This is a genomic window from Herbaspirillum sp. Her4 (assembly GCF_057961335.1).
The window spans coordinates 3,869,313-3,891,089 of record NZ_CM176330.1 but is presented as its reverse complement, the minus strand read 5'-3'; the positions used below and the strand labels follow the sequence as shown (position 1 = coordinate 3,891,089).

The following is a 21,777-nucleotide window of genomic DNA, read 5'->3' as shown; positions in this document are numbered from 1 at the left end:
GTACCGTCATGTTTCATCTTCTCGGCGCTTTGGGCGGAAAGATGCGGCGGCTCAGCCAAGGGGAGGCTGGCTTACAAGTCGGCCGATACCGAGATAAGTCCGGAAATCGCATTTAATCCTGCAAGTACTTAACGTCGCAGTCTTTATTGCGAGTAAACGGTAGCTTGAAGGGAGAGTTTTTGCTTAATTGCCGCCCTGACGCAAGTAGCACTCCTGGCAGGGCCTAAAGAAGTCATCACTAACGTGGAGGAAAATCGTGTTTTGGGAAAAGAAGCTTGACGCCTGGGTACAAAACATCCGTAACGTATCCGCGCTGCCCCTGCGGTTGGTGCTGTGGAACGGACAGCAGTACGACTTCGGTACCGGTGTGCCGGAAGTCACCCTGAAAGTCCCGCATGCATCGGCCATCACCTCGCTGTTGACACCGTCGCTCTCCAGCCTCGGCGAAGCCTATGTCGAGGGCAAGATCGAAGTCGAGGGCAAGGTCAAGAACATCATCAACGTCGCCAACGCGCTGGCCGCCAACACCCTCAAGGCCGAAGGCCGCCTGGGCCGCGTGGTGCGCAGCGTGACGCACACCAAGAAGCGCGACGCGGAAGCTATCCAGTACCACTACGACGTCTCCAACGACTTCTACAAGCTGTTCCTCGACGAGAACATGGTCTACTCCTGCGCCTACTTCGAGAATGGCGACGAGGACCTGGGCAGCGCCCAGCTGAAGAAGATCGACCATATCCTGGAAAAGATCCAGCTCAGGCCCGGCCAGAGCCTGCTCGACATCGGCTGCGGCTGGGGGGCGCTGGTGCTGCGCGCGGCGCAGAAGTATGGCGCCCACTGCGTGGGAGTGACGTTGTCGAAGAACCAGTATGCGCTGGCGCGCGAACGGGTCGAAGCCGCCGGGCTCTCGGACCGCATCGACATCCGCCTGCAGGACTACCGCGATGTCACCGGCAGCTTCGACCGCATCACCTCGGTGGGCATGTTCGAACACGTCGGCGTCAAAAACCTGCCGGTTTACTTCGCCCAGATCTGTAAGTTGCTGGCGGATGATGGCATGGCGATGAACCACGGTATCACCAGTACCGACATCGAGAATGGCGAATCACCTTATGGCGCGGGTGAATTCATTGACAAATACGTCTTCCCCGCCGGCGAGCTTCCGCACATCAGCACCGTGCTCAAGACCATGCAGGAAGGTGGGCTGGAAGCCTTCGACGTGGAAAACCTGCGCCGCCACTACGCCCGCACCTGCGGCATCTGGGCCGACAACTTCGAAGCAAATACCGCAGCCATCCAAAATGTGACCGACGATAAGCATTACCGCATATGGCGCGTCTACCTGGCCGGTAGTGCTTATGGTTTCGAACACGACTGGATTTCGCTCTATCAGGTGATCTGCACTAAGGCTGGCAACAGCGCCCAGACGCTGCCGTGGTCGCGCAAATATATCTACCAAAAAGAAGACTCGCCTCCTCATCAAGCAGGTACTTTATCGACGCGACCCAGCACGTAAGTAAAAAAGCCGCTCCCGAGAGCGGCTTTCAACATAAATTGGATTGACGCTTGGGTATAAAACCCTGGGTTTATCAGTGAGTCCCAATAGCGTCCAGACCAACTGTCTTACCAGGAAAGCCAGCGGCATCAAAATAGCGAGTCTTACCGACCTCTTGATACATTAAGACGGTACGTAATCCCTCATCTGAAGCAAGCGACTTGATTGTTGTTTTCGTCACTACCGGAATTTTCCCATGAGGCATTGCCTCCGTCAGCACTCTCCCAACCAGCTTTCCTTGATTCGAAATTTTTAACCGAAGAATCGCAGCAATTGTCTTTCCTACATCAGCATTGCTTACCGGGGCGGTATCAACAAACTGAGTTTTGAAGTCTGGTCCATAAGCGGCATTAAAATTAAAGGTGTCGGCTCTGCTGAAACTACCATGCATACCTTGTCCCTGTTGCAGACCCGTATCAGCAATTTCTACTGCACAAGTATTTACAATGTCGCAGCCTGTAGAAAACGACTTGAAATTCACGGCAATGGCCGGCATTGGTGTGATCGCGGAGCCCTGTAGGTTGATATCCTTCAGCGTTAATGTGCCTGGAAAAGTTCCCAAGCGGCTATCGACGAACACGCCGCTCACATAATCTTGCGCAAGCAAGGTTTTTACAATTTTTTCGGCCAATTTTTGTGAAGCTGCTTTGCCAGAGGTTGACGGCAAATAGATCAGGTCTGAGCCCCCATTTCCGGCCACAACCACTAATGGCTTATCTGGATTGTCGCCGAGAACACCATTTGCAAATTTTGAGTGAGCACCGGTCGGGATCTGAGCGTTCTTTTGGTCTGGATCCCACAGCGTCAGGCCTAACGCAACTGCGAGATCTTTAGCAAGAAAGCCGGGCGGCAAAAATCCTTCTGGGACGTCCGAATAGCGCTCTTTCGCGGCATCACTGGTAGCGCTTTGCTTGGAGATCGTTGAAAAGCCATGATCCGCAGAAACCACGATATCGGTAGTTTTGTCCAACCCTAATTCAACCAAGGCCTCTTGAATCTCGCGTAAGTTATCGTCTGCATTCTTGATTGCCGCAAGTGTGGTTGGGCCATTGATGCCCGGCACCAATTTGTTCAGGCTGTCGCCTTGATTGTGTTGCGTGCCATCGGGATCACGAGACCAGAACACTGCGACAAATGGTTTGTCGTCTTGCTTGAATTTTTTGAGTACAACCTTAGTGAATAGCTGGGCAAACCATTTTTGCTGTTCTACGTTGGCCGTAAGGGTGCCGGGTATAACGGCCGAACCCGATTTTCCGTTATCTCCACGGGTAGGCGCAGACACCGGTAACCCGGCGGCCAACAAGCCTTCCGCAGCCCATTTCGCCAATGGAATGCCATTTTTTGTACCGGTTGAATCGTCCGCAATGATTGTTTTTTGCCCGGTGCGTTCGGTATGATCAAAAATCAGAACTGGCCCCAGTTTGCCGATAGAGGCCGTATTGAATCCGGCCTTACGAGCTGCCTTTAAAATTGTTTCGGCATTAAGATAGTCGCCCGCAAAATGCTCATCAACGTCGCCAAGCACTGGATCGCTCTCCAAGAACGGCGTGACAGACGCGCCAGCTCCCGGTACCGGATAGCCAGTATAGATTGTATTGCTGAAATCTCCGGTATCCCCTAAATAGTGCCCTGTCGCCATTGCCGAGGCATTTGCGGTCGTAAATGTTGGAAACAACGAATGACTATTCGCAAATCTGACTCCTGCATCGCGCAGGTTTGACATAGTTGGTGCTGTATCGGGACGGACCATCTCTGCCCGCATTCCGTCCGGGACGAACAAGATTACGTTGTGTGGCTTGTCTGCGGCCTGTGCCGCGTTCATCGCGACGTAGACGCCAACTCCAAGGGCGATTTTCAGTAGCGGGTTAACTCGAAACGTCATTGTGTTTCTCCTTGGCGCAAATATATATTTGAATTGTTTCTGCTGAGTGTTACTCGTGCCACGAAAACCGCATGGCCGGGCGTAAATATCCTGCAAAGGAGTTACTAAATCAAGGAAAGCGCCCTACGCGTTAATGAAATGTTTCACTTCTTGGAATTGCTTTATTTGTTATATCGCTGTCACAAAATTTTCTTAAACTAGATAAATTTATAAAAATTTCTAGCTCTGATGTTCGGGCAAGCTGTTTTGCTGATGGCACTCATACCGTAATAGCTTAGTAATACTGATACGATCAGCAACGAGACGTCTACACCATTGAGGCAAGCGGCCATTCAGGGCGTTATAAAAGAGGACCCAGTCAGTCTGGTAATCGTAGCAAATGAAGACCTCTTCATCTTTTGGCCTTACCAGCCTGAGCCAGTTCGTCATCTAGACATAGAGATCGTCTTTGGTCATTTCGGCATGCAGCGCGTATCCCAATAGCGGACGGACGGCCGATTTGACGAACTCGCTACATTCGCCGACTTCATAGGGGAGCTCTGCCGCGCTCCAAGTTCAATCGGCCCCTTGTGGTGATCGGGCCACCGATGCGCCATCTGACGTTGGTGGTAGCTCCCGGAAAGCATAGCAATTCGCCCTGGCATCATTAAGAGCATGGTGTTCAGGCATCTTGTTTTTCCGATGGAACTCGTACCGTAGGAGCTCGTTAATGCGATCTGCGACGGGGTGACGCTTACACCATGGTGGCACGCGCCCGTCTAGTGCATCGTAGAAAAGATCCCAGTCCGTTTGATAGTCGTAGCAAATAAAGACATCTTGATCCTTTGGTCGCACCAGCCTGAGCCAGTTCGTCATCTGGACATAGAGATCGTCCATGGTCATTTCGGCGTGCGGTGCGTATCCCAAGAGCGGAAGGACGGCCGCCTTGACGAACTCGCTGCATTCACGCACCTCGTAGGGAACCTCGGCGTAAAACTCTTCGCCGCTCTGGGCCACCAGGCCAATACTAATCAACTGCGGATCAAGAAAATCAGTGAACTCGGTATCGATAAAAACGTTGAACGGCATCGTGCGCTTCCTCATAAGACCACTGCGCTGGTTTGGCTCTGGCCAGACAGCGTGGCTTGTCCCAATACCCACGGCATCAGCTTGGCGATATTGACGGCATCATCGAGTCCGCGATGATGTCGCCCCTCCAAAGAGATGCCGGCCAGCGTACACGCCCGAACCATGCCCACCTCCTTGCCAATGCGCTGCGCCTTCGCAAACAGTCGCTTGGCATTCTGATGCGGCATGGTCAAAGGCATGGCGATGCCATGGCGTTGGGCGTCCCTTGTCAGTTGTTTATGATCGTAGGCTCCCCAGCTCATCCAGACAGTATCGCTCGCCACCACCTCGTTGACGAAGGCCTGAAGCGCTCGGGCTGCGACAGGAAAGAGAAGAGCCTGATCGACTTCCTCTTGAGTAATGCCGATCAGTTGCTTGCAAAATGGCGTGAGTGTCGGTCGCGTCAGCGGCCTGACCAAGTGCTGAAACCGTTCAAGCACCACACCACCTTCGGTGGCCCAGCAGGCGTCGATTTCAATGATTTCCATCTCTTCCGGCGTGATGCTGCCGTCGTCCGAGCAGGTTGCTTCCAAGTCGACTACGAGAATTCTTGCCACGTGATCCTCTTGATTATTGATATGCCAGGAGTGAAGGGCAATTTCGCATGCGAAATTGCCTGCCTTTAGTGACTAAAGGGGGACAGTAGCTTTCGCGACTTGAGCCGGCTCAAGTTTGACTAGCTGATAGCTATCACCTAGCTGAGAAATGCATGCTGTTGAATTTTCGACTTACGCGAGCGGAAAATATTCGCCCATTCATTGAGCGCGATGGCAGGGTGGTTACGGCGATCGCACCGTCATGAATGGACAGGAACACACGTTGGCCAATCTTCCAGTCCGTCAACGCCTTCGGCCATGAGACTTTGCCGCCGTGTTCGAGGATGGTTGAGTAGGGTTGACGTTCTTTCATTGGCTGCGAGGGATCCCAAAATACAAAGTTGATGGGCCGATGGCCACGATTTGAGCTATTTCATGACACAGTTTAGTGCATCTCGTGCCCACAATTTATTCATGTCGTGATTCGAGGCGAAGCAAGGCATTTAGGATAAGCGAGAGCGTGAAAATTTGCCATTGACAATGACGCGGCGGCTGATGCAATGTCCCGGAAGCCGCAAAAATTCCCCATGTTCTTTCAATGATTTCGCCTTTGAACGACTCCGCCAAGGAATACTCGCACCATGGCCAGTATCGAACGGACCGCGTATCCAAGATTTCCGCGAACGCTCACGCTTAAAGACCTTCAGACAGCCTTCACACCCCGTCCGGAAGAAGCTGAATGGGCGCAAAGTTTTGCCAGATTGCCAGCACGTAGGCTTGCGTTGCTGGTCAATTTGAAGTGCTTTCAATTCCTCCGATATTTCCCGCCCATAGATTCCATCCCCGGCGAGGTAGTTGAGCACATATCCGCCAGCCTCGGGATGCAGCCGGTGCTGAAGATATCGTATCCCGACACGGACACTTCTCCCTATCGACACCACAAGGTGATACGCGCACTCCTCGGGGTCAAGACCTATGACCAGGTCAAGACAAAGGCACTTGCCATTGACATCGCCGAACGGGCAGCCGCTGTCGTGGACACGCGCGTTGATATCATCAACATCACGATTGAAGAGTTGGTCCGGCTGGGATACGAATTGCCAGTGTTCAGTACCCTGGACAATATTGCTGAACAGGCACATGCGCGAGCAGAATCGATCTTTTACACCGAGATAGGACAGCGCCTCTCATCTACGCAAAAACGCTGGCTCGACGGACTTCTCGAAACAGATTTGCCACAGCGCAGAACCCTCTATCACCAAATAAAGCAATCGGCAAAGAAGGCCTCCAGAAAGCATCTCGATCTTGTGATTGACCAACTCAATTGGCTTGAGTCGCTTCCCGATGCCAGTGAGCTTCTGCGCGATGTTCCCGCTAACAAGCTGCGACATTTGTCGGAGCGTGCGGCTGTTCTGGATGCCGCCGAAATGAAGAACTACCGGCCGCAGAAGCGCTACACCCTCATTCTTGCGTTGATCTGCCATATGCGGGTAGCTGCTCGTGACGATATCGCCGAGATGTTCATCCGTCGGATAGGCGCGATTCACAAAAGTGCCCGAGAGGAACTGCTAGTTCTGCAGGCCAAGCAACGAGAGCTAAGTGAGGATCTCGTCGCCACATTGGAACAGGTCGTCGAGATTTTAGCAGAGGGCTTGGAAGACGCTCCCACAGGAAAACGCATTCGCGAACTCTTGGCTCCGCATGGAAGCCTTGATCGCTTACAAGGCGACTGCGAGGCTATCCGTGTGTGGAGCGGTGGCAACCATCTTCCATTATTGTGGAAACCATACAAATCGTGGCGTGCGGCGATGTTTCAGATGGCCAAGGTATTGGTGTTCAACCCGGCCACTCAAGATAAAACATTGTTGAAGGCTTTGGAAGTAGTGTTGGAAAACGAACATCGCAAAGCAGAATGGATCAGCGACGAAGTCGATCTATCCTTTGCGTCGGAACGCTGGCGCAAGCTGGTGCGGCGCTCCCACGGCCTCGGAAATCCTACCAATCGGCGTTATCTTGAGGTGTGTGTTTTCTCGCACCTAGCCAGCGATCTGCGCAGCGGGGACATGTGTATCGAGGGTGCAGGCACATTTGCCGATTATCGGGATCAGTTACTTCCCTGGAGTGAATGTGAGGCTCTACTCGCTGACTATTGCGATCGAATCAGTATCCCCAGCACCGCCGACAGCTTTGTCGATCACTTGAAGAATTTGTTGGCAGACACCAGTTCGCAAGTCGACAACGAATTTCCCAATCACGCGGGTGACGTCACAATCAGCGCCAATGGTGAACCCACATTGCGGCGAGTCACGGCGCGAGAAATCCCGGCTTCGGCTATCGCGCTCCAGGCGGCCATCGAAAATCGTCTGGTGCCGCGTAATCTGCTCGATATCTTGGCTAACATCGAACACTGGACCGGCTTTACTCGGAATTTCGGGCCCCAGTCAGGCGATGACCCAAAATTGAGAAATGCGAGAGAGAGATATCTTCTCACCGTCTTCGCGATGGGTTGCAACCTGGGACCGCACCAGGCGGCACGGCACCTTTCCAACGGCGTGACGCCTCACCAGCTTTCCTATGTCAATCAGCGTCACATGAGCCTTGAGCAGCTGGATAGCGCCTGCCGCGACCTGACCGAGCTCTACCTGCGACTGGAACTGCCCAAACTGTGGGGCGACGGTAAAAAGGTAGCCGCCGACGGCACGCAATATGATTTCTACGAGCAGAACATGCTCGTGGGCATGCATTTCCGGTACCGCAAGATGGGCGCAGTTGCGTATCGACATGTTGCAGACAACTACATTGCGAATTTCCGCCACTTCATACCGCCGGGCATGCTGGAGGCCATTTACGTGATCGAAGGGCTGCTTAAAGCAGGCCTGAGCGTGCAACCTGACACCGTCTACTCGGATACACACGGGCAATCGGAGGTGGTTTTTGCGTTCACTTACTTGAACGGGATCCAGCTGATGCCGCGGATCCGCAATTGGAAGGATTTGAAATTCTATAAGGCTGAGAAAGGAACGCGGTATAAGCACATTGATCGGCTCTTTAGCGATGTCATCGACTGGAAGCTCATTCGGAACCACTGGAAAGACCTCATGCAGGTCGCAATCTCAATCCAGCAAGGGCGAGTGGCATCACCCATGCTCTTACGCAAGCTAAGCCACGACGGGCGCCACAATCGCCTTTTTGCGGCATCTCGCGAACTAGGGCGAGTTCTCCGCACTGTTTATCTCTTGCGCTGGATTTCTCAGAAGGAAATGCGTCAGGAGGTCACTGCAACAACGAACAAGATTGAGTCTTATCACGCATTTACCAAATGGCTGGACTTCGGGGGCGATGTCATCACGGAGAATGATCTGAATGAGCAGCAGAAGCGGATCCGCTATATTGATCTGGTGGCGTCGGCGGTGATCTTGCAGAACACGGTCGACATGATGCGCATTATTCAAGAACTGTACGCCGAGGGTGAAAACATCGCCGTAGAAGATGCAGCGTTCATGAGTCCGTACGGCACCACCGGGGTCAAGCGGTTTGGCAATTACCATCTGGACTTGAAACGCCCGCCGGAGGCATGGTTAAAAGAGTCGCTGTTCCGGCAGGCGGCAAAACGTGCGAGGGAACAAGCGACTAAGGACGCAGAAGGAGCAGCATGACAATGCATCACCGAACTACACTGAGCGCATACGGGCTAGTCGATGCACAGGCCTTAACCGAACTGGAGGAGGGTTTCGATACATCCGCCATCCTTCGGATGGTCGACCAGCTCGATGACATGGTCGATCAGCTGCGCTCTGAGGATGGTTTGCGCGACGAATTGCTGAGACTCCACGGTATGGCGCACACCGTCATCAACGGCGTCGGAATTTCCATTCCTACGGGGGAGGACACCATCACGGAAGTTGCCTTCGACACCGTCGCCAGTATCCATAGCCTCCGCGCCACTATGCAGTCGTGGCTTCTGATACTAGAGCCGCTGGAAAAGCTGACACCCAAAGATTAGGCATAAAAATCGGTTTCTATATTACTTTTTGGCTTATATCCGAAAATTTGCTTTATCTCGGCTGGCTCCCCTGAGGGGTCCCCTCGTTTTCAGTGCAATAAGTGACGGTACGCAAAGCTAGCACTGGCGCGGGGGTGGTCTGGGTAGATCGTTGATTTCATTGACTTTCCTGTTCGCTTTGTAAACGGGTATGGTGGCCTCCCACTTTTGAGGTTCACGATGCAGGGTTGGCACACAACGTTTTTGGGGATGCGTGGGCTCCCCCGCGATATCAGCGACTTCGAGATGAAGGCATTTTTCACCTTCGATGGTGCCGAGCGCGACGCAATCAATGCACGCCGAGGTGATTCCCACAAGCTTGGTCTGGCGCTCCATATTGGTTTCCTGCGCATGAGTGGGCGTTTGCTCGGTGCCTTTCGGGTAATTCCAGTAGCCTTGTGGCGCCACCTTGGCAACGAGCTTGGCATTGCAGCACCAGAAGTCGCCTCGCTGAGAGCCATGTATGAACGCGGGCGCACGCTATTCGATCACCAACAAGTAGCCTGCACGGTCCTTGGATTCCAGTGGATGAGCGAGCACCAGCGCCGCTCACTGGTACGTGAACTGCGCGACGAAGTGGCGCGCTGCGCCGACCGCGATCAGCTACTCGTGCGGGCGCGTCAATGGCTGTACAAGAACAAGCTGGTGATCGTGCACGAGCGGGCAATTCGGACACTGATTGCGGCGGCACTTGCCCAGCTTGAAGTTGAAACAGGCACCGCCATCGCCGCCAGCGTTGATCCAGCAACACTTGATCGCTGGCGAGCCTCAGTTTCAGAGCTGCGCCCAGATGGACAAACCCAGCAGAGTTGGCTATGGGCTGCACCGGCGAAACACTCAACCCGCCAAATCAGCGAGGTACTGGAGCGCATCGACCTGCTTTACACGCTGGACGTTCATAAGCACCTGGCAGACATCCCCGATCTCATCTTGCGCCGCTACGCGCGCCGACTTGTCTCCAGGCCGCCCTCAGCCGGAGCCAAGATCAAAGAGCCAGCGCGCACCGTGGAGGTCGCATGCTTTCTTCGGTATTGCCTGTTCACCACCACAGACCAGTTGATCCTTATGGTGCAGCGCCGGATCGCCGATCTGTGGCGTCAGGCTGCCGCCGATGTCCCCGCTACCGTCAATTGGGCCGCAATGTACAAAACGCTGCTCGGCGAACTTGTTGCCTTGAGCGCGCAAGGTGCGGTGCCAGATGCTGAGTTGCGTGCCCGTCTTGAAGCCTTGATCACCGAAACCCAGAAACGCAAACCACCGAGCAGGGCCTCCCTGGTCCGCGAGGGATTGATTGATGGAATTCGCCCCGTGCGGTCGTTGCTCGTCGCCATTGCAAAGCTGCCCTGGCAGGCCACCGGCGAGCATCCTGCCATCGAGTACCTTGCCAAGCTGCAAGCTTTATATCTCAAAGGATCCAGAAAGCTGCCAGTTGAAGTGGTGGCACCAAGTCTGGGAATGATCTGGCAGGTTTCGATCTCCAGCCCAGACCGGGAACGGGCGTTTCAGGCGTTGGAGGTGGCCACCCTGTTTGCCCTGCGCCGCGCGGTGCGCAATGGCTCGGTCTGGATTGAGCACAGCCTGAGCTTTCGGGGTCGTGCGCGCTTGTTCTTCACGGACGAGCGTTGGCAGGCAGAGTCCAAGAAACACTATGCCCGTCTATCGTTACCCAGCAAGGCTGCCACTTTCTTGAAGCCTTTGCTGGCCAGAGTAACTGCCGGTGTCGATGCGGTGGCCGCTGCAGCCCGCAGTGGCGTACTGCGCGTGGATGATGAACTCCATTTGTCGCCATTGCCCGCAGAGGACGAAGACCCAGAAGTGACCAAGCTGCGCGCGGCTTTGGATCACCGCATCGGTGAGGTTCAATTGCCGGAAGTGATTCTGGCCGTTGACGCCCAGGTGCGCTTTAGCTGGATCATGCTCGGACGTGAGCCGCGCTCTACCGACGAGCTGCTGATGGTCTATGCCGGCATCATGGCCCACGGCACCAGTCTGACTGCGGTCGAATGCGCGCGCATGATTCCGCAATTGTCTGCCACCAGCATTCGCCAGGCCATGCGCTGGGCGCGGGACGAACGGCGTCTGAGCCAGGCCTGCCAGGCTGTGCTGGAATTCATGCAGCGACACCCGATTGCCGCCACCTGGGGGCGGTCCGATTTGGCATCTTCTGACATGATGAGCATGGAGACCACCAAACGGGTGTGGCAAGCCCGGCTTGATCCTCGGCGCAACACACCTTCCATTGGAATCTACTCCCATGTAAAAGACCGGTGGGGCATCTTCCATGCGCAGCCCTTTGTGCTCAATGAGCGCCAGGCGGGCGTGGCCATTGAAGGTGTCATCCGCCAAGAAAAGCTGGAGACCAGCCAGCTTGCTGTGGATACCCATGGCTACACCGACTTTGCCATGTCACATGCCCGTTTGCTTGGTTTTGATCTTTGCCCGCGGTTGAAGGAACTCAAACAGCGCCACCTCTTTGTGCCACGCGGCACCAAAGTGCCCACAGAAATCGCTGCGGTGTGCGAAGCCAATGTCGACGTCGCTTTGATCGAAAAGCATTGGGATAGTCTGGTGCACCTGGCAGCCTCGGTCATGAGCGGACATGCCAGTGCGGTGGCAGCTCTTGCGCGGTTCGGTTCTGCCGCCCAGGGCGATCCAATCTATGAGGCTGGCGTGCAATTGGGGCGGTTGCTGCGTACGGCGTTTTTGGCTGACTACTTTGTCAAGGACGCTTTCAGGAACGAGTTGCGCCGGGTGCTCAATCGGGGCGAGGCTGTTAACGCCCTCAAGCGCGCCATTTATACCGGCCGGATCAGCCCGGCGCAGGCCAAACGTGTCGATGAAATGCAGGCTGTGGCCGATGCGTTGAGCCTGATGGCCAACATCGTGATGGCGTGGAATACCTCACAGATGCAGGCGGTCCTGGATCGCTGGTCGAACCGCCGCCAGGTCATTCCACCGGAACTGATCGGGAAGATTGCGCCCACCAGGCTGGAGAGCATCAACTTGCGGGGTGTGTTTCGCTTCCCGGTTGACCGCTATGCTGACCAAATCCTGCCTTCGCGGCCAAATGCATCGATAACTGGCACCAATGGATGAAACCGACCACGGTTTGACGCCACGAATCGCAGATTTGAAAGTGAACAGGAAAGTCAATGAAATCAACGATCTACCAACACCACCTCCGCGCCAGTGCTAGCTTTTCGTACCGTCACTTATTGCACTGAAAACGAGGAGACCCCGAACAACGTGCTGGAGACATCGGTGCGCAGCCACATCGGTGAATGGGGAACCCCGCGCAGCGAGCCGTCTACATGCAGGCCGTAGGTTTCCCCGGTGCTGCTGGCATAGCGGTTGAACAGAGGCGGCATGTAGCGCGCCGGCAGCGCTGCCCGGAAGAACATCGGATTCTGCTGCAAGGCGCGCAGGATGAGCTGTCCCTGTTCGCGTGCCACCGGGCAATCTTCAGGCAGTTGATGGTTGCGCTTGACCTGAGCGCCCTGGCTGCCGACCGTGGCGCGACCATCGATCCAGTCGGCTGCATCAATGGCGTCACGCATCGCTCGGACCTGCTCCCGGCTCAGTACGTTGGGAATATGCAATAACATCGTCCAGACCTCATAAAAATCCCGGGGCCTTCAGCCCCGGGGACATCTTCCGTCAGAAGTGATAATTGACGGTCACACGCGCCGAGCGCTCCAGGCCCGGGGTATAGCGATATCCCAGGTAGTTGATGGCGGTGATGTAGTGCTTGTCGAAGAGGTTGTAGACGTTGAATTGCAGATCCCAGTTCTTGCTGACCTTGTAGCTTGCCATCGCGTCATACACCCAGTACGCAGGAATGTGGTCCGGCGTGGTGGCCAGCTTGGTCTGGCGCTTGACGATGCCGACATAGCGCGCGCCGCCGCCGACGGTCAGTCCCATTGGCATGCGGTAGCTGCTCCACAGGCTCAACGCGTTCTCGGGGGCATAGGGCAGGGTGGACGAGCCATCCTGTGCGGTCGCCGCTCCGACCACGATATCGGTCTTCTGATGCGTATAGGCCGCAGTCACGTCCCAGTCGCGGGTGATCTTGCCGGTAGCGGACAGTTCGACACCCTGCACGCGTTTCTTGCCGATCTGGGAATACGTGCCATCGTCATTCTCGTAGACTTCGTTGTAGACATCGGTCCTGAACAGCGCCGCGGTCAGAAGGAGATTCTGGTTGAAGAATTCCCACTTGGTGCCCGCTTCCAACGTCTTGGACTTCTGCGGTTCCATACTCGGATTGCTGGCGCTGCTGGTTGAACTCGACAGCGAATAGGCACCGAAGCTGCTGGTGCTGCCCGGCGGCAACTGCGATAGCGCGTAGTTGACATAGAGGTTGCCGTTGCTGGTCAGCTTGTAGAGTGCGCCCAGCTTGTAGGTGAACAGGTTGCCGCTGCCCTCGATATTCGTGTTGCCGGTAGTGGCGATGGCGTTGTAAGTGGTCTTGTAGTGATCCAGGCGCAGACCCGCATTGACCTGCCAGCGTTGGTTGATCTTGAGCGTATCGAACGCATACAGCGCGGCGGTATCGGTCTGCCACACAGCGTCCTGCCCGTTGCGGGTAATGGTCAGGCCGCTGGAGGTCAGTTGCGGATCGTAGAGGCTGAGGGAAGACAGGGTGCCGGTCTTGTTCAAGCCGTAATTGGTTTGCTTCTCCCGCGAGATTTCGAAGCCGGAACTCAGGCTGTGTTCCATGCCGAACGTCGTGAATTTCGTCGTCAGGTTCGTCTGGTTGGAGATGATCTCGTCGTCAAGTTGCTTGGCTGCACCCAGACGGGTAATGGTGCCGTTGCTGGTGGTAGGAACGCCGGCCGTGACGGCCAGGTAGTCGACACTGTTCTTGCCCCAGCGCGTGGTGTTCTGCAGCATGGTGGAGCCGTTGATATCGTGCTCGACACGTGCAGTAGCCATGGTAGCGATGGAGTTGTCGTGCGAATCGCTGCTGCCGTAGTAATTGCTGCTGTTGACCTGGCTTGCAGAGGACAGTCCGGCGACGGTTCCGGAGAAGCCGGCCATACCGATGGTGGGCAGTCCACTTTCGGGCAGGTTGTTCTTTTCCACGTGCAGCAGGTTCAGGTAGACCCGGGTATCGGTATGCAGGCCGAAGGCCAGTGAGGGAGCGACACCCCAACCGCGGTTCCTGACCTGATCACGACCGGCTACACCAGAATCCTCGCCAACCAGGTTCAGGCGGAAAGCCGTACCGCTTCTGAATTCATCCAGGTTCTTGTTCCAGTCCAGGGTAGTGCGCCGGTAGCTGCCGCTACCCGCGCCTGCGGAAGCATCGAAGCTGTCAGCCAGCTTGGGTTGCTTGGTCACCAGATTGATGGAACCAGCCGCCGAGCCACGGCCATTGTCGGTACCTGCCGCACCCTTGGTGACCTCGACCTGTTCGATATTGAACATGTCGCGGGTCACTGAGCCGAGGTCGCGAATGCCATCGACGTAGATGCTGTTGGAAATATCCAGCCCGCGCATGTAGAGCGCATCACCGACATTCGGGCCGCCGTTGCCTTCGCCGGCGTTGAAGGTGCCGACGCCTGGCACGTTGCGCATGGCCTCGGTGAGGGTGGTCACGCCCTCGGATTTCAGCACTTCCTTGTCGAGTACCTGGATGGTCTGGGTGGTCTCGGCCAGAGGGGCAGTGTACTTCGGCGAAGACAGGACCTTGGTCCCGCTTGCCTCGACGGTGATACCGGGCAGAGCGGTGCTGCTGTCAGCACCGGTGCCGGTATCAGCGGCGTGGGTCACGGACACCGACAGTGTCATGGCCAGTCCGGTGATGACGGTAGCACTGCCGCGAGAGAGCGGTGAGACAGGGAAATCGTTTGGCGCGCGTTTGCGACTTTTTATGTATGACACGAAGCGTCCTCTGTGAAGCGGAAAGGCAATCGCCACCGCCCGCATTGACATGCAGGTGGCGAAGATTCCTGGTTTGAAGGGAGGGGGCGAGTCTGGCGGCTGGCGGGATTTCGCGGAGTATCTGGCAGATGCAGGTGCAAGCCGTGGATGGAGTCTGCAAGCGACTGCTAGAACTGAAATATTTTAAATAAGAATTATTTATATTTAAAACACATTCGATGTCCTTTACCTGGATTTGCAGCCCCAGGAAATACCAGGCGGATGCGCTTCAATCGTTGCGCGTGTATTGCAACAACGTTGATCCGAATTTAATGGGTAGGCCTCTTGTCAGGGTGGACTGCGTTGAATCAGATGATCCATGCGCGATAGAACGCCCGAGATGATCATGGAAACCTGCGCGCGACAAAATGCCAACTTGGGGTTCAGCCCTGCCCGCCGCGTTGAATGAACTCCTGCCCTGCATGCGCAGGTAGCCGCAGCACGCCCAGCAGGCTCACCACCACCATCAGTGCCAGTACGATGAAGGCCGTCTGAAAATCTTCCAGGGTGGGAGTAACGAGGTTACGGTTCACCCCGCCGTGCGCCAGGCGCACGCTCAGTGAAGCGACGGTGATGCCGGCTGCCATGCCAATCTGATTGATCGTGTTGGACAGTCCGTTGGCATGTCCCATCATGGCTTTGGGCACATCGGCAAAACCGATGGTGCCGAGGGCGGTGAACTGCATCGAGCGCGTCATTCCGGCAACGATCAGCAGTGGCACCATCAGGATCGGTGAGTCGTGTGGCTGCAATTGGGCGCAGCCCAGCAAGGCAAGTGCACAGAGCGCGCCATTGAACAACAGGACCTGGCGGTAGCCGAACTCGCGCAACACGCGGGTGGTCATGCTCTTCATCAGAAGGTTGCCGGCGAACAGTGCCAGTACCAGCAGGCCGGCCGTACCTGGATCAGCACCGAAGCCGAGCTGGAACATCAGCGTGAGCAGAAAAGGCGCAGCACCGATGGCCATGCGGGCCAGTGTGCCGCTGAACATGGCAAAGCGGAAAGTAGGAATGCGCAGTGCTGCCAGGTCCAGCATCGGCGCGCTGCTGCGCAAGAAATGCCGACATGACAGTCCGCCCAGAATCACTCCGGCCAGGCCGGACCATAGGCTTGTTGCGTCGATATTGGCCTCCAACTTCTCCAGTGCGATCAGCAACAGCGAGATGCTGCCGCCACAGAGCAGGAAGCCGGTCCAGTCGAAGCGAGTGATCTGTTCGCCACGGACGTCGGGAAGGATGCGCCACGCCACCACCCACGCCAGCAGACCGAGGGGGGCGTTGATCAGGAAAATCCATTGCCAGCCCAGATGCTGGCTGATGAAGCCGCCCAATGGTGGACCGAGCACCGGGGCCACCAGCGCCGGCCAGATCAGTGCGGACATCGCAGCCATGAGATTTTCGCGCGGGGTCTGGCGCAGTATCACCAATCGCCCGACCGGGACCATCAGGGCGCCGCTGATGCCCTGGATGATGCGGATCGCAACGAAGGCTTCCAGATGCTGCACCAGTGCGCAAAGCACTGAGCTGAGCGTAAAGAGGGCGATAGCCGACATGAAGACCCGGCGCGAGCCGAAGCGATCGGCGATCCAGCTGCTGGCAGGGATGAAGATGCCCACGGCCAGCAGATAGGCACTGATGCCTACATTGAGGGCCAGTGGCGTGACACCGAAGTCGCGCGCCATGGCGGGGATGGCCGGCGTCGTGATGGCACCGTCGAGGATCTCCATGAACAGGGCGCCGGTGACCAGCCACGTAATCCAGCGCATCCGGGCGGCGTTTCCCCGTAAGGCCGTAGCGGCGTTCATGAACTGACGTGGACCAGCGACTTGCCGGTGAAATTGCGCTGCTTGAGTCCTTCGAGCGATTTAGGCAGCTGATCGAAGTCATGCAGCAGATGCTGCTCGGCTTGCAAGTCCCTCCGGGCGAGATCCTGCAACATCTGCTGGCCAGCGCCGGTGAGCGTATTCCAGTCGGCATCGCTGCCATGCACGTGCAAGGCACCCAGCGCCACTTCATGTAGCGACAGCGCGCGGCCGAATGGCGCGCAAGGCCAGTGTTCAAGGCGACCCTGTATGCAGACCAGATGGCCATTGGCATCCAGGGCGGAGGCGAGCAGGGCGGCATGCTGTGCACCGATGCAATCGATGATGGCCGTGACGTGCAGGTCATTGATCAATGCACCATGAGTCGGCGACAGGGGGCCATCGAGGCAGTTGATCGCTCCCAGCGCATGCAGGCGCGGCCAATGACGCGCATGGGCCATGGCGGTTACCTGCCAGCCTTGACGGCACGCCAGCTGCACCAGATAGTGGCCAACCGATCCGCCGGCTCCGCTGATGAGCAACCTCCGGCCCGCAGGCGCAGGCAGCTTCTGCAGCGCCATCCAAGCCGTCAATGCAGGGCAGGGAAAGGCTGCTGCATCAGCAAAGCTCATTGCATGCGGAATACGCATGAGCGCACGCGCATCGACCACGGTGTACTCGGCAAAGCTGCCACCACGGCGCAGGTCCTGGTGATAGGCCACACGGCTGCCCAGCCAGTTGTACGGTACGTCCGGACCCAAGCGCATGACTTCTCCCGCACCGTCCACCCCGGGCACATGTCCGGGGGCCCAGGATGCGCCCATGCGGCCCAGTACTTTCCAGTCAACCGGGTTGAGACCGACGACGCGATTGCGCACCAGCACCTGGCCCGTCCCGACCTGCGGCAGCGGCTGCCGCTCGGGGCGCAAGGCCCGCGTGTCAAAACCTGCATACCAACCCCACGCGAGGTGGTCCGGTGGCAGTGGCGGCAAGGCGATCTCAGGCATAAGCCCCCGCCGAATAGGTCAGCTCGTAGCTGTGACTGTAGATCTCCAGAATATTGCCGAAAGGGTCTTCCATGTAGACCATGCGATAGGGTTTTTCGCCGGGAAAGTAATACCTGACGGGCATGCGCTGCTTGCCTCCGGCTGCCACGATCCGGGCGGCCAGCCCTTCGACATCCGGGTCCTGCACACAGAAATGGAAAACGCCGCTTTTCCAGTACTGGAAGTTGTCAGCCGGGCGTTCAGCGTTGCGGAACTCGAAGATTTCCACGCCGACACGGTCACCCGTGGAGAGATGGGCGATACGGAAAGAGCCCCAGCCGACGCCGAAGACATCGGTACACATCACGCCGATGGCGCTGTCATTTTCGCTGATCGTGGTGGGCGGCATGATGAGGTACCATCCCAGCACTTCGGTATAGAACTTGACGGCAGCATCCAGATCCGTGACTGAGAGGCCGATGTGAGAAAAATTCCGGGGATAGCGGGGCACGAGATTTCCTTTCCAGACTGAGGGCGCAGCGGGAGATTTGCGACGGACCAGAGGGTCGTAGTGTAGGACCTGCCCCGAATCATTAAAATGACGTGCAAATTATCAGTGCCATAAATTTTGCTTATGCTAAATCCGCAATGGCTGCGAACCTTTGCCACACTGGGCGAGGAGGGCAGCTTCACCCGTAGTGCCGATCGTCTGGGCCTCACGCAGGCGGCCGTGAGTCAGCACGTGCGTCAGTTGGAACTTGAGCTGGGGCCCTTGCTGATTCGCAGCCCGCGCCGCCTCGAGTTCACGCCAGCCGGCCTGCTGTTGCTGGAATACTGCCGTGAGGCTGATCATGCCGAGCGCCGTTTGCGTCAGCGTCTGGTAGAGGCGGACCATACGCCGGGGGAGGTTTCTCTCATCACCCCGGGCAGCATCGGACTATGCCTGTATCCGCTACTGATGGATTTGCAGCAGCGCTGGCAGGGGCTGTCAGTGCGCCACCGCTTTGCTCCCGATACCGAAGTATTGCGTGAGGTACTGGAGAACCGCTATGAACTTGGGGTGTTGGCGCTGCGGCCCGATGATGCGCGTCTGAGTGTGACGCACTTCGCAGAAGAGCCGCTCGAACTGGTGGTACCCGCCGGCCGTCATGCAGATCAGTGGGATGATCTTGCACGACTGGGTTTCATCGATCATCCGGACGGGCAGGCCATGGCCACGCGTCTGCTCAGCCGTCGCTTCCCGGACGCACCTGGGGTGCGGCAGCTGCCCTGCCATGGCTTCAGCAACCAGATTGGCCTGATCCTGGAACCAGTGAGCCGCGGGTTGGGCTTCACGGTGATCCCGCGCTTTGCGCGTCAGGCGTTCGCTCGACAGGATCAGTTGCAGGTCATCCAGAATGGCACCCAGGTGGTCGATAACCTGTGGCTGATCCATCGGGCGGAGTGGCCCTTGTCGCCGAGTGCGCGACGAGTGGTGGAGTTCCTCCGCGAGACCATGATGAATCTGGCGCTCCACCGCATCAACAATGGTCGTCCCGGCTGACTTCCTTGGCGGCAGCTGCGCCGGATCCAGCCAGTGCATTGCGCCTCGCTACAGCATAACGACAGCATCAGATGGCCGGCCAATTCAAGCCACCCCGCTAAGGCTGAGGGTTGAATCCATTTCATGATGGCCGAGGGAATATATCCCGTACCGAGGCAGACTTCTCGAATCATCGGTAGTCCTGGAGATCCGGGCCAGGCCGGCCGCGACTTGCTCGCCTCCGCATCGGCTCTTGTCTGCAAGGGGACAGGATCCGATGCGGCGCAAAGCCGGTACGCGGCCGCTCCGCCATCAGAACCGGTAACGCGTACTCACCAGCAGGCTGCGCGGCTCGCCGGGCATGTTGTAATCGTTGGCGGCACTGTGGGCGGAGATGAAGTAGCGGCGATCCAGCAGATTCTTCAGTGACAGCGTGACGTCAAACTTCTCGGCTACATAACCTGCGCCAAGATTGATGACTGCATAGCCGGGCAATACCGTCAGGTTGTCAGAGGAAGCGAAACGCGCCGATTCGGCCCGCGCGCCCGCCGCCACCCAGTAGCCATCAGGCAGATCGCGCTTGAGCCACAGGTTGAAGGTGTGACGCGGCGTAAGGGACGACACGTTACCCTGGAAGGGCGTGCCAGCGGAGGTCAGCCCGCTGGATTGAACGATGAGCCCATTCATGTAGGCATAGCCGGCGATGAGATTCCAGTGCGGTGCAAGCTCGCCGCTGGCGGACAATTCCACACCGCGCGTGCGCTGTTGACCGACGTTGATGGCAAAGCCCGGCCGGTTCGGGTCGGCAACCTGGATGTTGTTCTGCGTCATCTCGAACAGCGCGGCCGTCAGGCTGGTCTTGTCGTTGAGCTCGTACTTGATGCCGACCTCCTTGCTCTCGGTCTTGGTCGGTTCCAGCTGGGCGCTGTTGCCGTAGAAGACGAAGGAGTCCGCCAGCGGCTGGAAGGAACGGCTGTAGCCGGCATACAGCGAGGTGCGCTCATCGGGCTGATAGACCAAGCCCACACGGGGCGACAGCGGGGTGTCGACGCGATTGAGGCTGGATCTGGCGACCTTGTCATCGCGGTCCTGGGACAGGCGCTCATAGCGCAGACCGGCCAGCAGTTTCCATTGCGGCGTCAGGCTGATCAGGTCCTGGACATAGGTGGCCAGCGTATTGATCCGGGTCTCCGCATTGATGTTCGGCACGGCGTTGGCCGCAATGGGCGACAAGTTGGCCAGCACCGGATTGAACAGGGAATAGGTCGCCGCATTGTTGCGCGTGACCTGCCAGTCAGTCTTGTTTTGCCAGCTGTATTCCACGCCATACAACAGCTCGTGGTGCATGCCCGCCAGTTGCAGTTTCTGGGTCAGTTCGTTTTGCCAGAACAAGCCACGCTCGGCACGCTGGCGATGGGCCTGGGCGATCGTCACCGTCGGATTGGCGGTCTGGGTGACCCGGCTGATGGTAGTGTAGTTGCGGTCGAGATCGAAATCGTAGGTGCGCAGCACCGAGCGCCAGGCCAGGCGTTCGCTGAACTTGTGGTCGAGGGTAAAGGTGGCGTCCTTCACCTCGGATTGCACGAAGGCCCTGTCGCGCCCGTTGGCCGCACCGTAATAGGTGGCAATGGGCACATCGGCGGGACGGCCCCGGTAACTGGGGATGCCCTGGTCGGCCAGTCGCCTGTCGTGCAGATAATTGAATTGCGCCGTGAAACTGGTCTGCGCATCCGGCTTGTAGGTCAGGGAAGGGGAGAGTGCCTGGCGTTCCAGGAAATACTGGTTGCGGAAACTGCTGGAGTCTTCCACCGCGCCGGTCAGGCGAAACAGCAGCGTGCCGTCGGCGCTGTTGCGGCCTACGTCGAATTCGGTGCGCTTCTGTCCTTCGCTGCCGACGGTGAGCCCGATCTCGCTGACCGGATCGTCGCTCGGTTTCTTGGTCACACGATTGACGATGCCGCCCGCCGAGCCGCGTCCGTACAGCACGGAGGCCGGACCCTTGAGCACTTCCACGCGTTCCACATTGGAGAGGTCGCGGAAATACAGCGCATCATCGCGCACGCCATCGATGAACTGATCGGTGATGGCGCTGAAGCCGCGGATGATGACCTGGTCGCGCTGGGCGTCGCCCAGACTGAAACTGAGACCGGCCACGTTCTGCAGGGCATCCTGCAGCGACAGGGCATTCTGATCGCGCATGACCTGCTTGGTGACGGTGTTGACGGTTTGCGGCACGTCGCGCAGCGGTACGTCGATCTTGGTGGCCGCCGAGGAGTTCTTGGGCCGGTAGCCGCTGTTGTCATCTGCGGTCGCCTTGACGGTCACTTCCGGCAGCGCATTGGTTTGGACTTGTTGCGCGTAGCTGTCGAAGACCAGGGCCAGCAGGGCACTGAGGGTACACAGTTTGGTGTTCATAGCAATAT

13 protein-coding genes and 1 pseudogene are annotated in these 21,777 nt (G+C 57.3%); 5 read left to right on the top strand and 9 right to left on the bottom strand.

Annotation, left to right across the window (positions count from 1 at the left end):
- Positions 1-256: 256 nt before the first annotated feature.
- Entirely contained in the window at positions 257-1,513 is a 1,257-nt protein-coding gene (locus tag ACWFUC_RS17605) for a class I SAM-dependent methyltransferase (RefSeq protein WP_489637231.1), read from the top strand.
- Between the two features lie 73 nt (positions 1,514-1,586).
- On the opposite strand, the gene ACWFUC_RS17600 is transcribed toward ACWFUC_RS17605, so the two are convergent.
- The 3 genes from ACWFUC_RS17600 to ACWFUC_RS17590 all read right to left on the bottom strand — a co-directional run bounded on the left by ACWFUC_RS17600 (position 1,587) and on the right by ACWFUC_RS17590 (position 5,098).
- Positions 1,587-3,434 carry an alkaline phosphatase family protein gene (locus ACWFUC_RS17600; RefSeq protein WP_489637230.1) on the bottom strand — a complete coding sequence of 616 codons (1,848 nt, stop codon included), beginning with the start codon at positions 3,432-3,434 and terminating at the stop codon, positions 1,587-1,589.
- 555 nt (positions 3,435-3,989) lie between these two features.
- Positions 3,990-4,502 (bottom strand): 3'-5' exonuclease family protein, encoded by a 513-nt coding sequence (locus tag ACWFUC_RS17595; protein WP_489637229.1) that lies wholly within the window; start codon positions 4,500-4,502, stop codon positions 3,990-3,992.
- 11 nt (positions 4,503-4,513) lie between these two features.
- Positions 4,514-5,098, bottom strand: coding sequence for a 3'-5' exonuclease (locus ACWFUC_RS17590; RefSeq protein WP_489637228.1), 585 nt, complete (start codon positions 5,096-5,098; stop codon positions 4,514-4,516).
- A gap of 620 nt (positions 5,099-5,718) precedes the next feature.
- Here ACWFUC_RS17590 and ACWFUC_RS17585 point away from each other — a divergent pair.
- The 3 genes from ACWFUC_RS17585 to ACWFUC_RS17575 all read left to right on the top strand — a co-directional run bounded on the left by ACWFUC_RS17585 (position 5,719) and on the right by ACWFUC_RS17575 (position 12,215).
- Complete coding sequence (locus ACWFUC_RS17585) at positions 5,719-8,733, top strand: Tn3 family transposase (RefSeq protein ID WP_489637227.1); 3,015 nt, start codon at positions 5,719-5,721, stop codon at positions 8,731-8,733.
- Entirely contained in the window at positions 8,730-9,080 is a 351-nt protein-coding gene (gene tnpC, locus ACWFUC_RS17580; RefSeq protein ID WP_489637226.1) for a Tn3 family transposase post-transcriptional regulator TnpC, read from the top strand. Before ACWFUC_RS17585 ends, tnpC begins: the two co-directional genes overlap by 4 nt.
- A gap of 219 nt (positions 9,081-9,299) precedes the next feature.
- A complete protein-coding gene (locus ACWFUC_RS17575; RefSeq protein ID WP_489625081.1) occupies positions 9,300-12,215 on the top strand; it encodes a Tn3-like element IS1071 family transposase in 2,916 nt (971 codons plus the stop codon).
- Between the two features lie 143 nt (positions 12,216-12,358).
- On the opposite strand, the pseudogene ACWFUC_RS17570 reads toward ACWFUC_RS17575, so the two are convergent.
- The 5 genes and pseudogenes from ACWFUC_RS17570 to ACWFUC_RS17550 form a co-directional block, all read right to left on the bottom strand.
- A pseudogene (locus tag ACWFUC_RS17570) lies at positions 12,359-12,724 on the bottom strand (PKHD-type hydroxylase); the annotation flags it as partial.
- Between the two features lie 52 nt (positions 12,725-12,776).
- Positions 12,777-15,050, bottom strand: coding sequence for a catecholate siderophore receptor Fiu (locus ACWFUC_RS17565; protein ID WP_489625557.1), 2,274 nt, complete (start codon positions 15,048-15,050; stop codon positions 12,777-12,779).
- 377 nt (positions 15,051-15,427) lie between these two features.
- Entirely contained in the window at positions 15,428-16,810 is a 1,383-nt protein-coding gene (locus ACWFUC_RS17560) for an MFS transporter (RefSeq protein ID WP_489622861.1), read from the bottom strand.
- A gap of 35 nt (positions 16,811-16,845) precedes the next feature.
- Entirely contained in the window at positions 16,846-17,853 is a 1,008-nt protein-coding gene (locus ACWFUC_RS17555) for an alcohol dehydrogenase catalytic domain-containing protein (protein WP_489622860.1), read from the bottom strand.
- Entirely contained in the window at positions 17,846-18,343 is a 498-nt protein-coding gene (locus tag ACWFUC_RS17550; protein WP_489622859.1) for a lactoylglutathione lyase family protein, read from the bottom strand. Before ACWFUC_RS17550 ends, ACWFUC_RS17555 begins: the two co-directional genes overlap by 8 nt.
- A gap of 123 nt (positions 18,344-18,466) precedes the next feature.
- Between ACWFUC_RS17550 and ACWFUC_RS17545 the strand changes: the two genes are divergently transcribed.
- On the top strand, positions 18,467-19,375 hold the full coding sequence (locus tag ACWFUC_RS17545; protein ID WP_121045402.1) for a LysR family transcriptional regulator: 909 nt from the start codon (positions 18,467-18,469) through the stop codon (positions 19,373-19,375).
- Between the two features lie 291 nt (positions 19,376-19,666).
- Here ACWFUC_RS17545 and ACWFUC_RS17540 read toward each other — a convergent pair whose 3' ends face one another.
- Entirely contained in the window at positions 19,667-21,769 is a 2,103-nt protein-coding gene (locus ACWFUC_RS17540) for a TonB-dependent receptor (protein WP_489622858.1), read from the bottom strand.
- Between the last annotated feature and the right edge of the window lie 8 nt (positions 21,770-21,777).

Excerpts from the sequence above, each read along its gene's own strand:
- ACWFUC_RS17600 (WP_489637230.1), bottom strand. The coding sequence starts at position 3,434 with ATGACGTTTCGAGTTAACCCGCTACTGAAAATCGCCCTTGGAGTTGGC.
- ACWFUC_RS17540 (WP_489622858.1), bottom strand. The coding sequence starts at position 21,769 with ATGAACACCAAACTGTGTACCCTCAGTGCCCTGCTGGCCCTGGTCTTC.
- ACWFUC_RS17555 (WP_489622860.1), bottom strand. The coding sequence starts at position 17,853 with ATGCCTGAGATCGCCTTGCCGCCACTGCCACCGGACCACCTCGCGTGG.
- tnpC (WP_489637226.1), top strand. The coding sequence starts at position 8,730 with ATGACAATGCATCACCGAACTACACTGAGCGCATACGGGCTAGTCGAT.
- ACWFUC_RS17545 (WP_121045402.1), top strand. The coding sequence starts at position 18,467 with ATGCTAAATCCGCAATGGCTGCGAACCTTTGCCACACTGGGCGAGGAG.
- ACWFUC_RS17595 (WP_489637229.1), bottom strand. The coding sequence starts at position 4,502 with ATGCCGTTCAACGTTTTTATCGATACCGAGTTCACTGATTTTCTTGAT.
- ACWFUC_RS17560 (WP_489622861.1), bottom strand. The coding sequence starts at position 16,810 with ATGCGCTGGATTACGTGGCTGGTCACCGGCGCCCTGTTCATGGAGATC.
- ACWFUC_RS17575 (WP_489625081.1), top strand. The coding sequence starts at position 9,300 with ATGCAGGGTTGGCACACAACGTTTTTGGGGATGCGTGGGCTCCCCCGC.
- ACWFUC_RS17565 (WP_489625557.1), bottom strand. The coding sequence starts at position 15,050 with ATGCGGGCGGTGGCGATTGCCTTTCCGCTTCACAGAGGACGCTTCGTG.
- ACWFUC_RS17585 (WP_489637227.1), top strand. The coding sequence starts at position 5,719 with ATGGCCAGTATCGAACGGACCGCGTATCCAAGATTTCCGCGAACGCTC.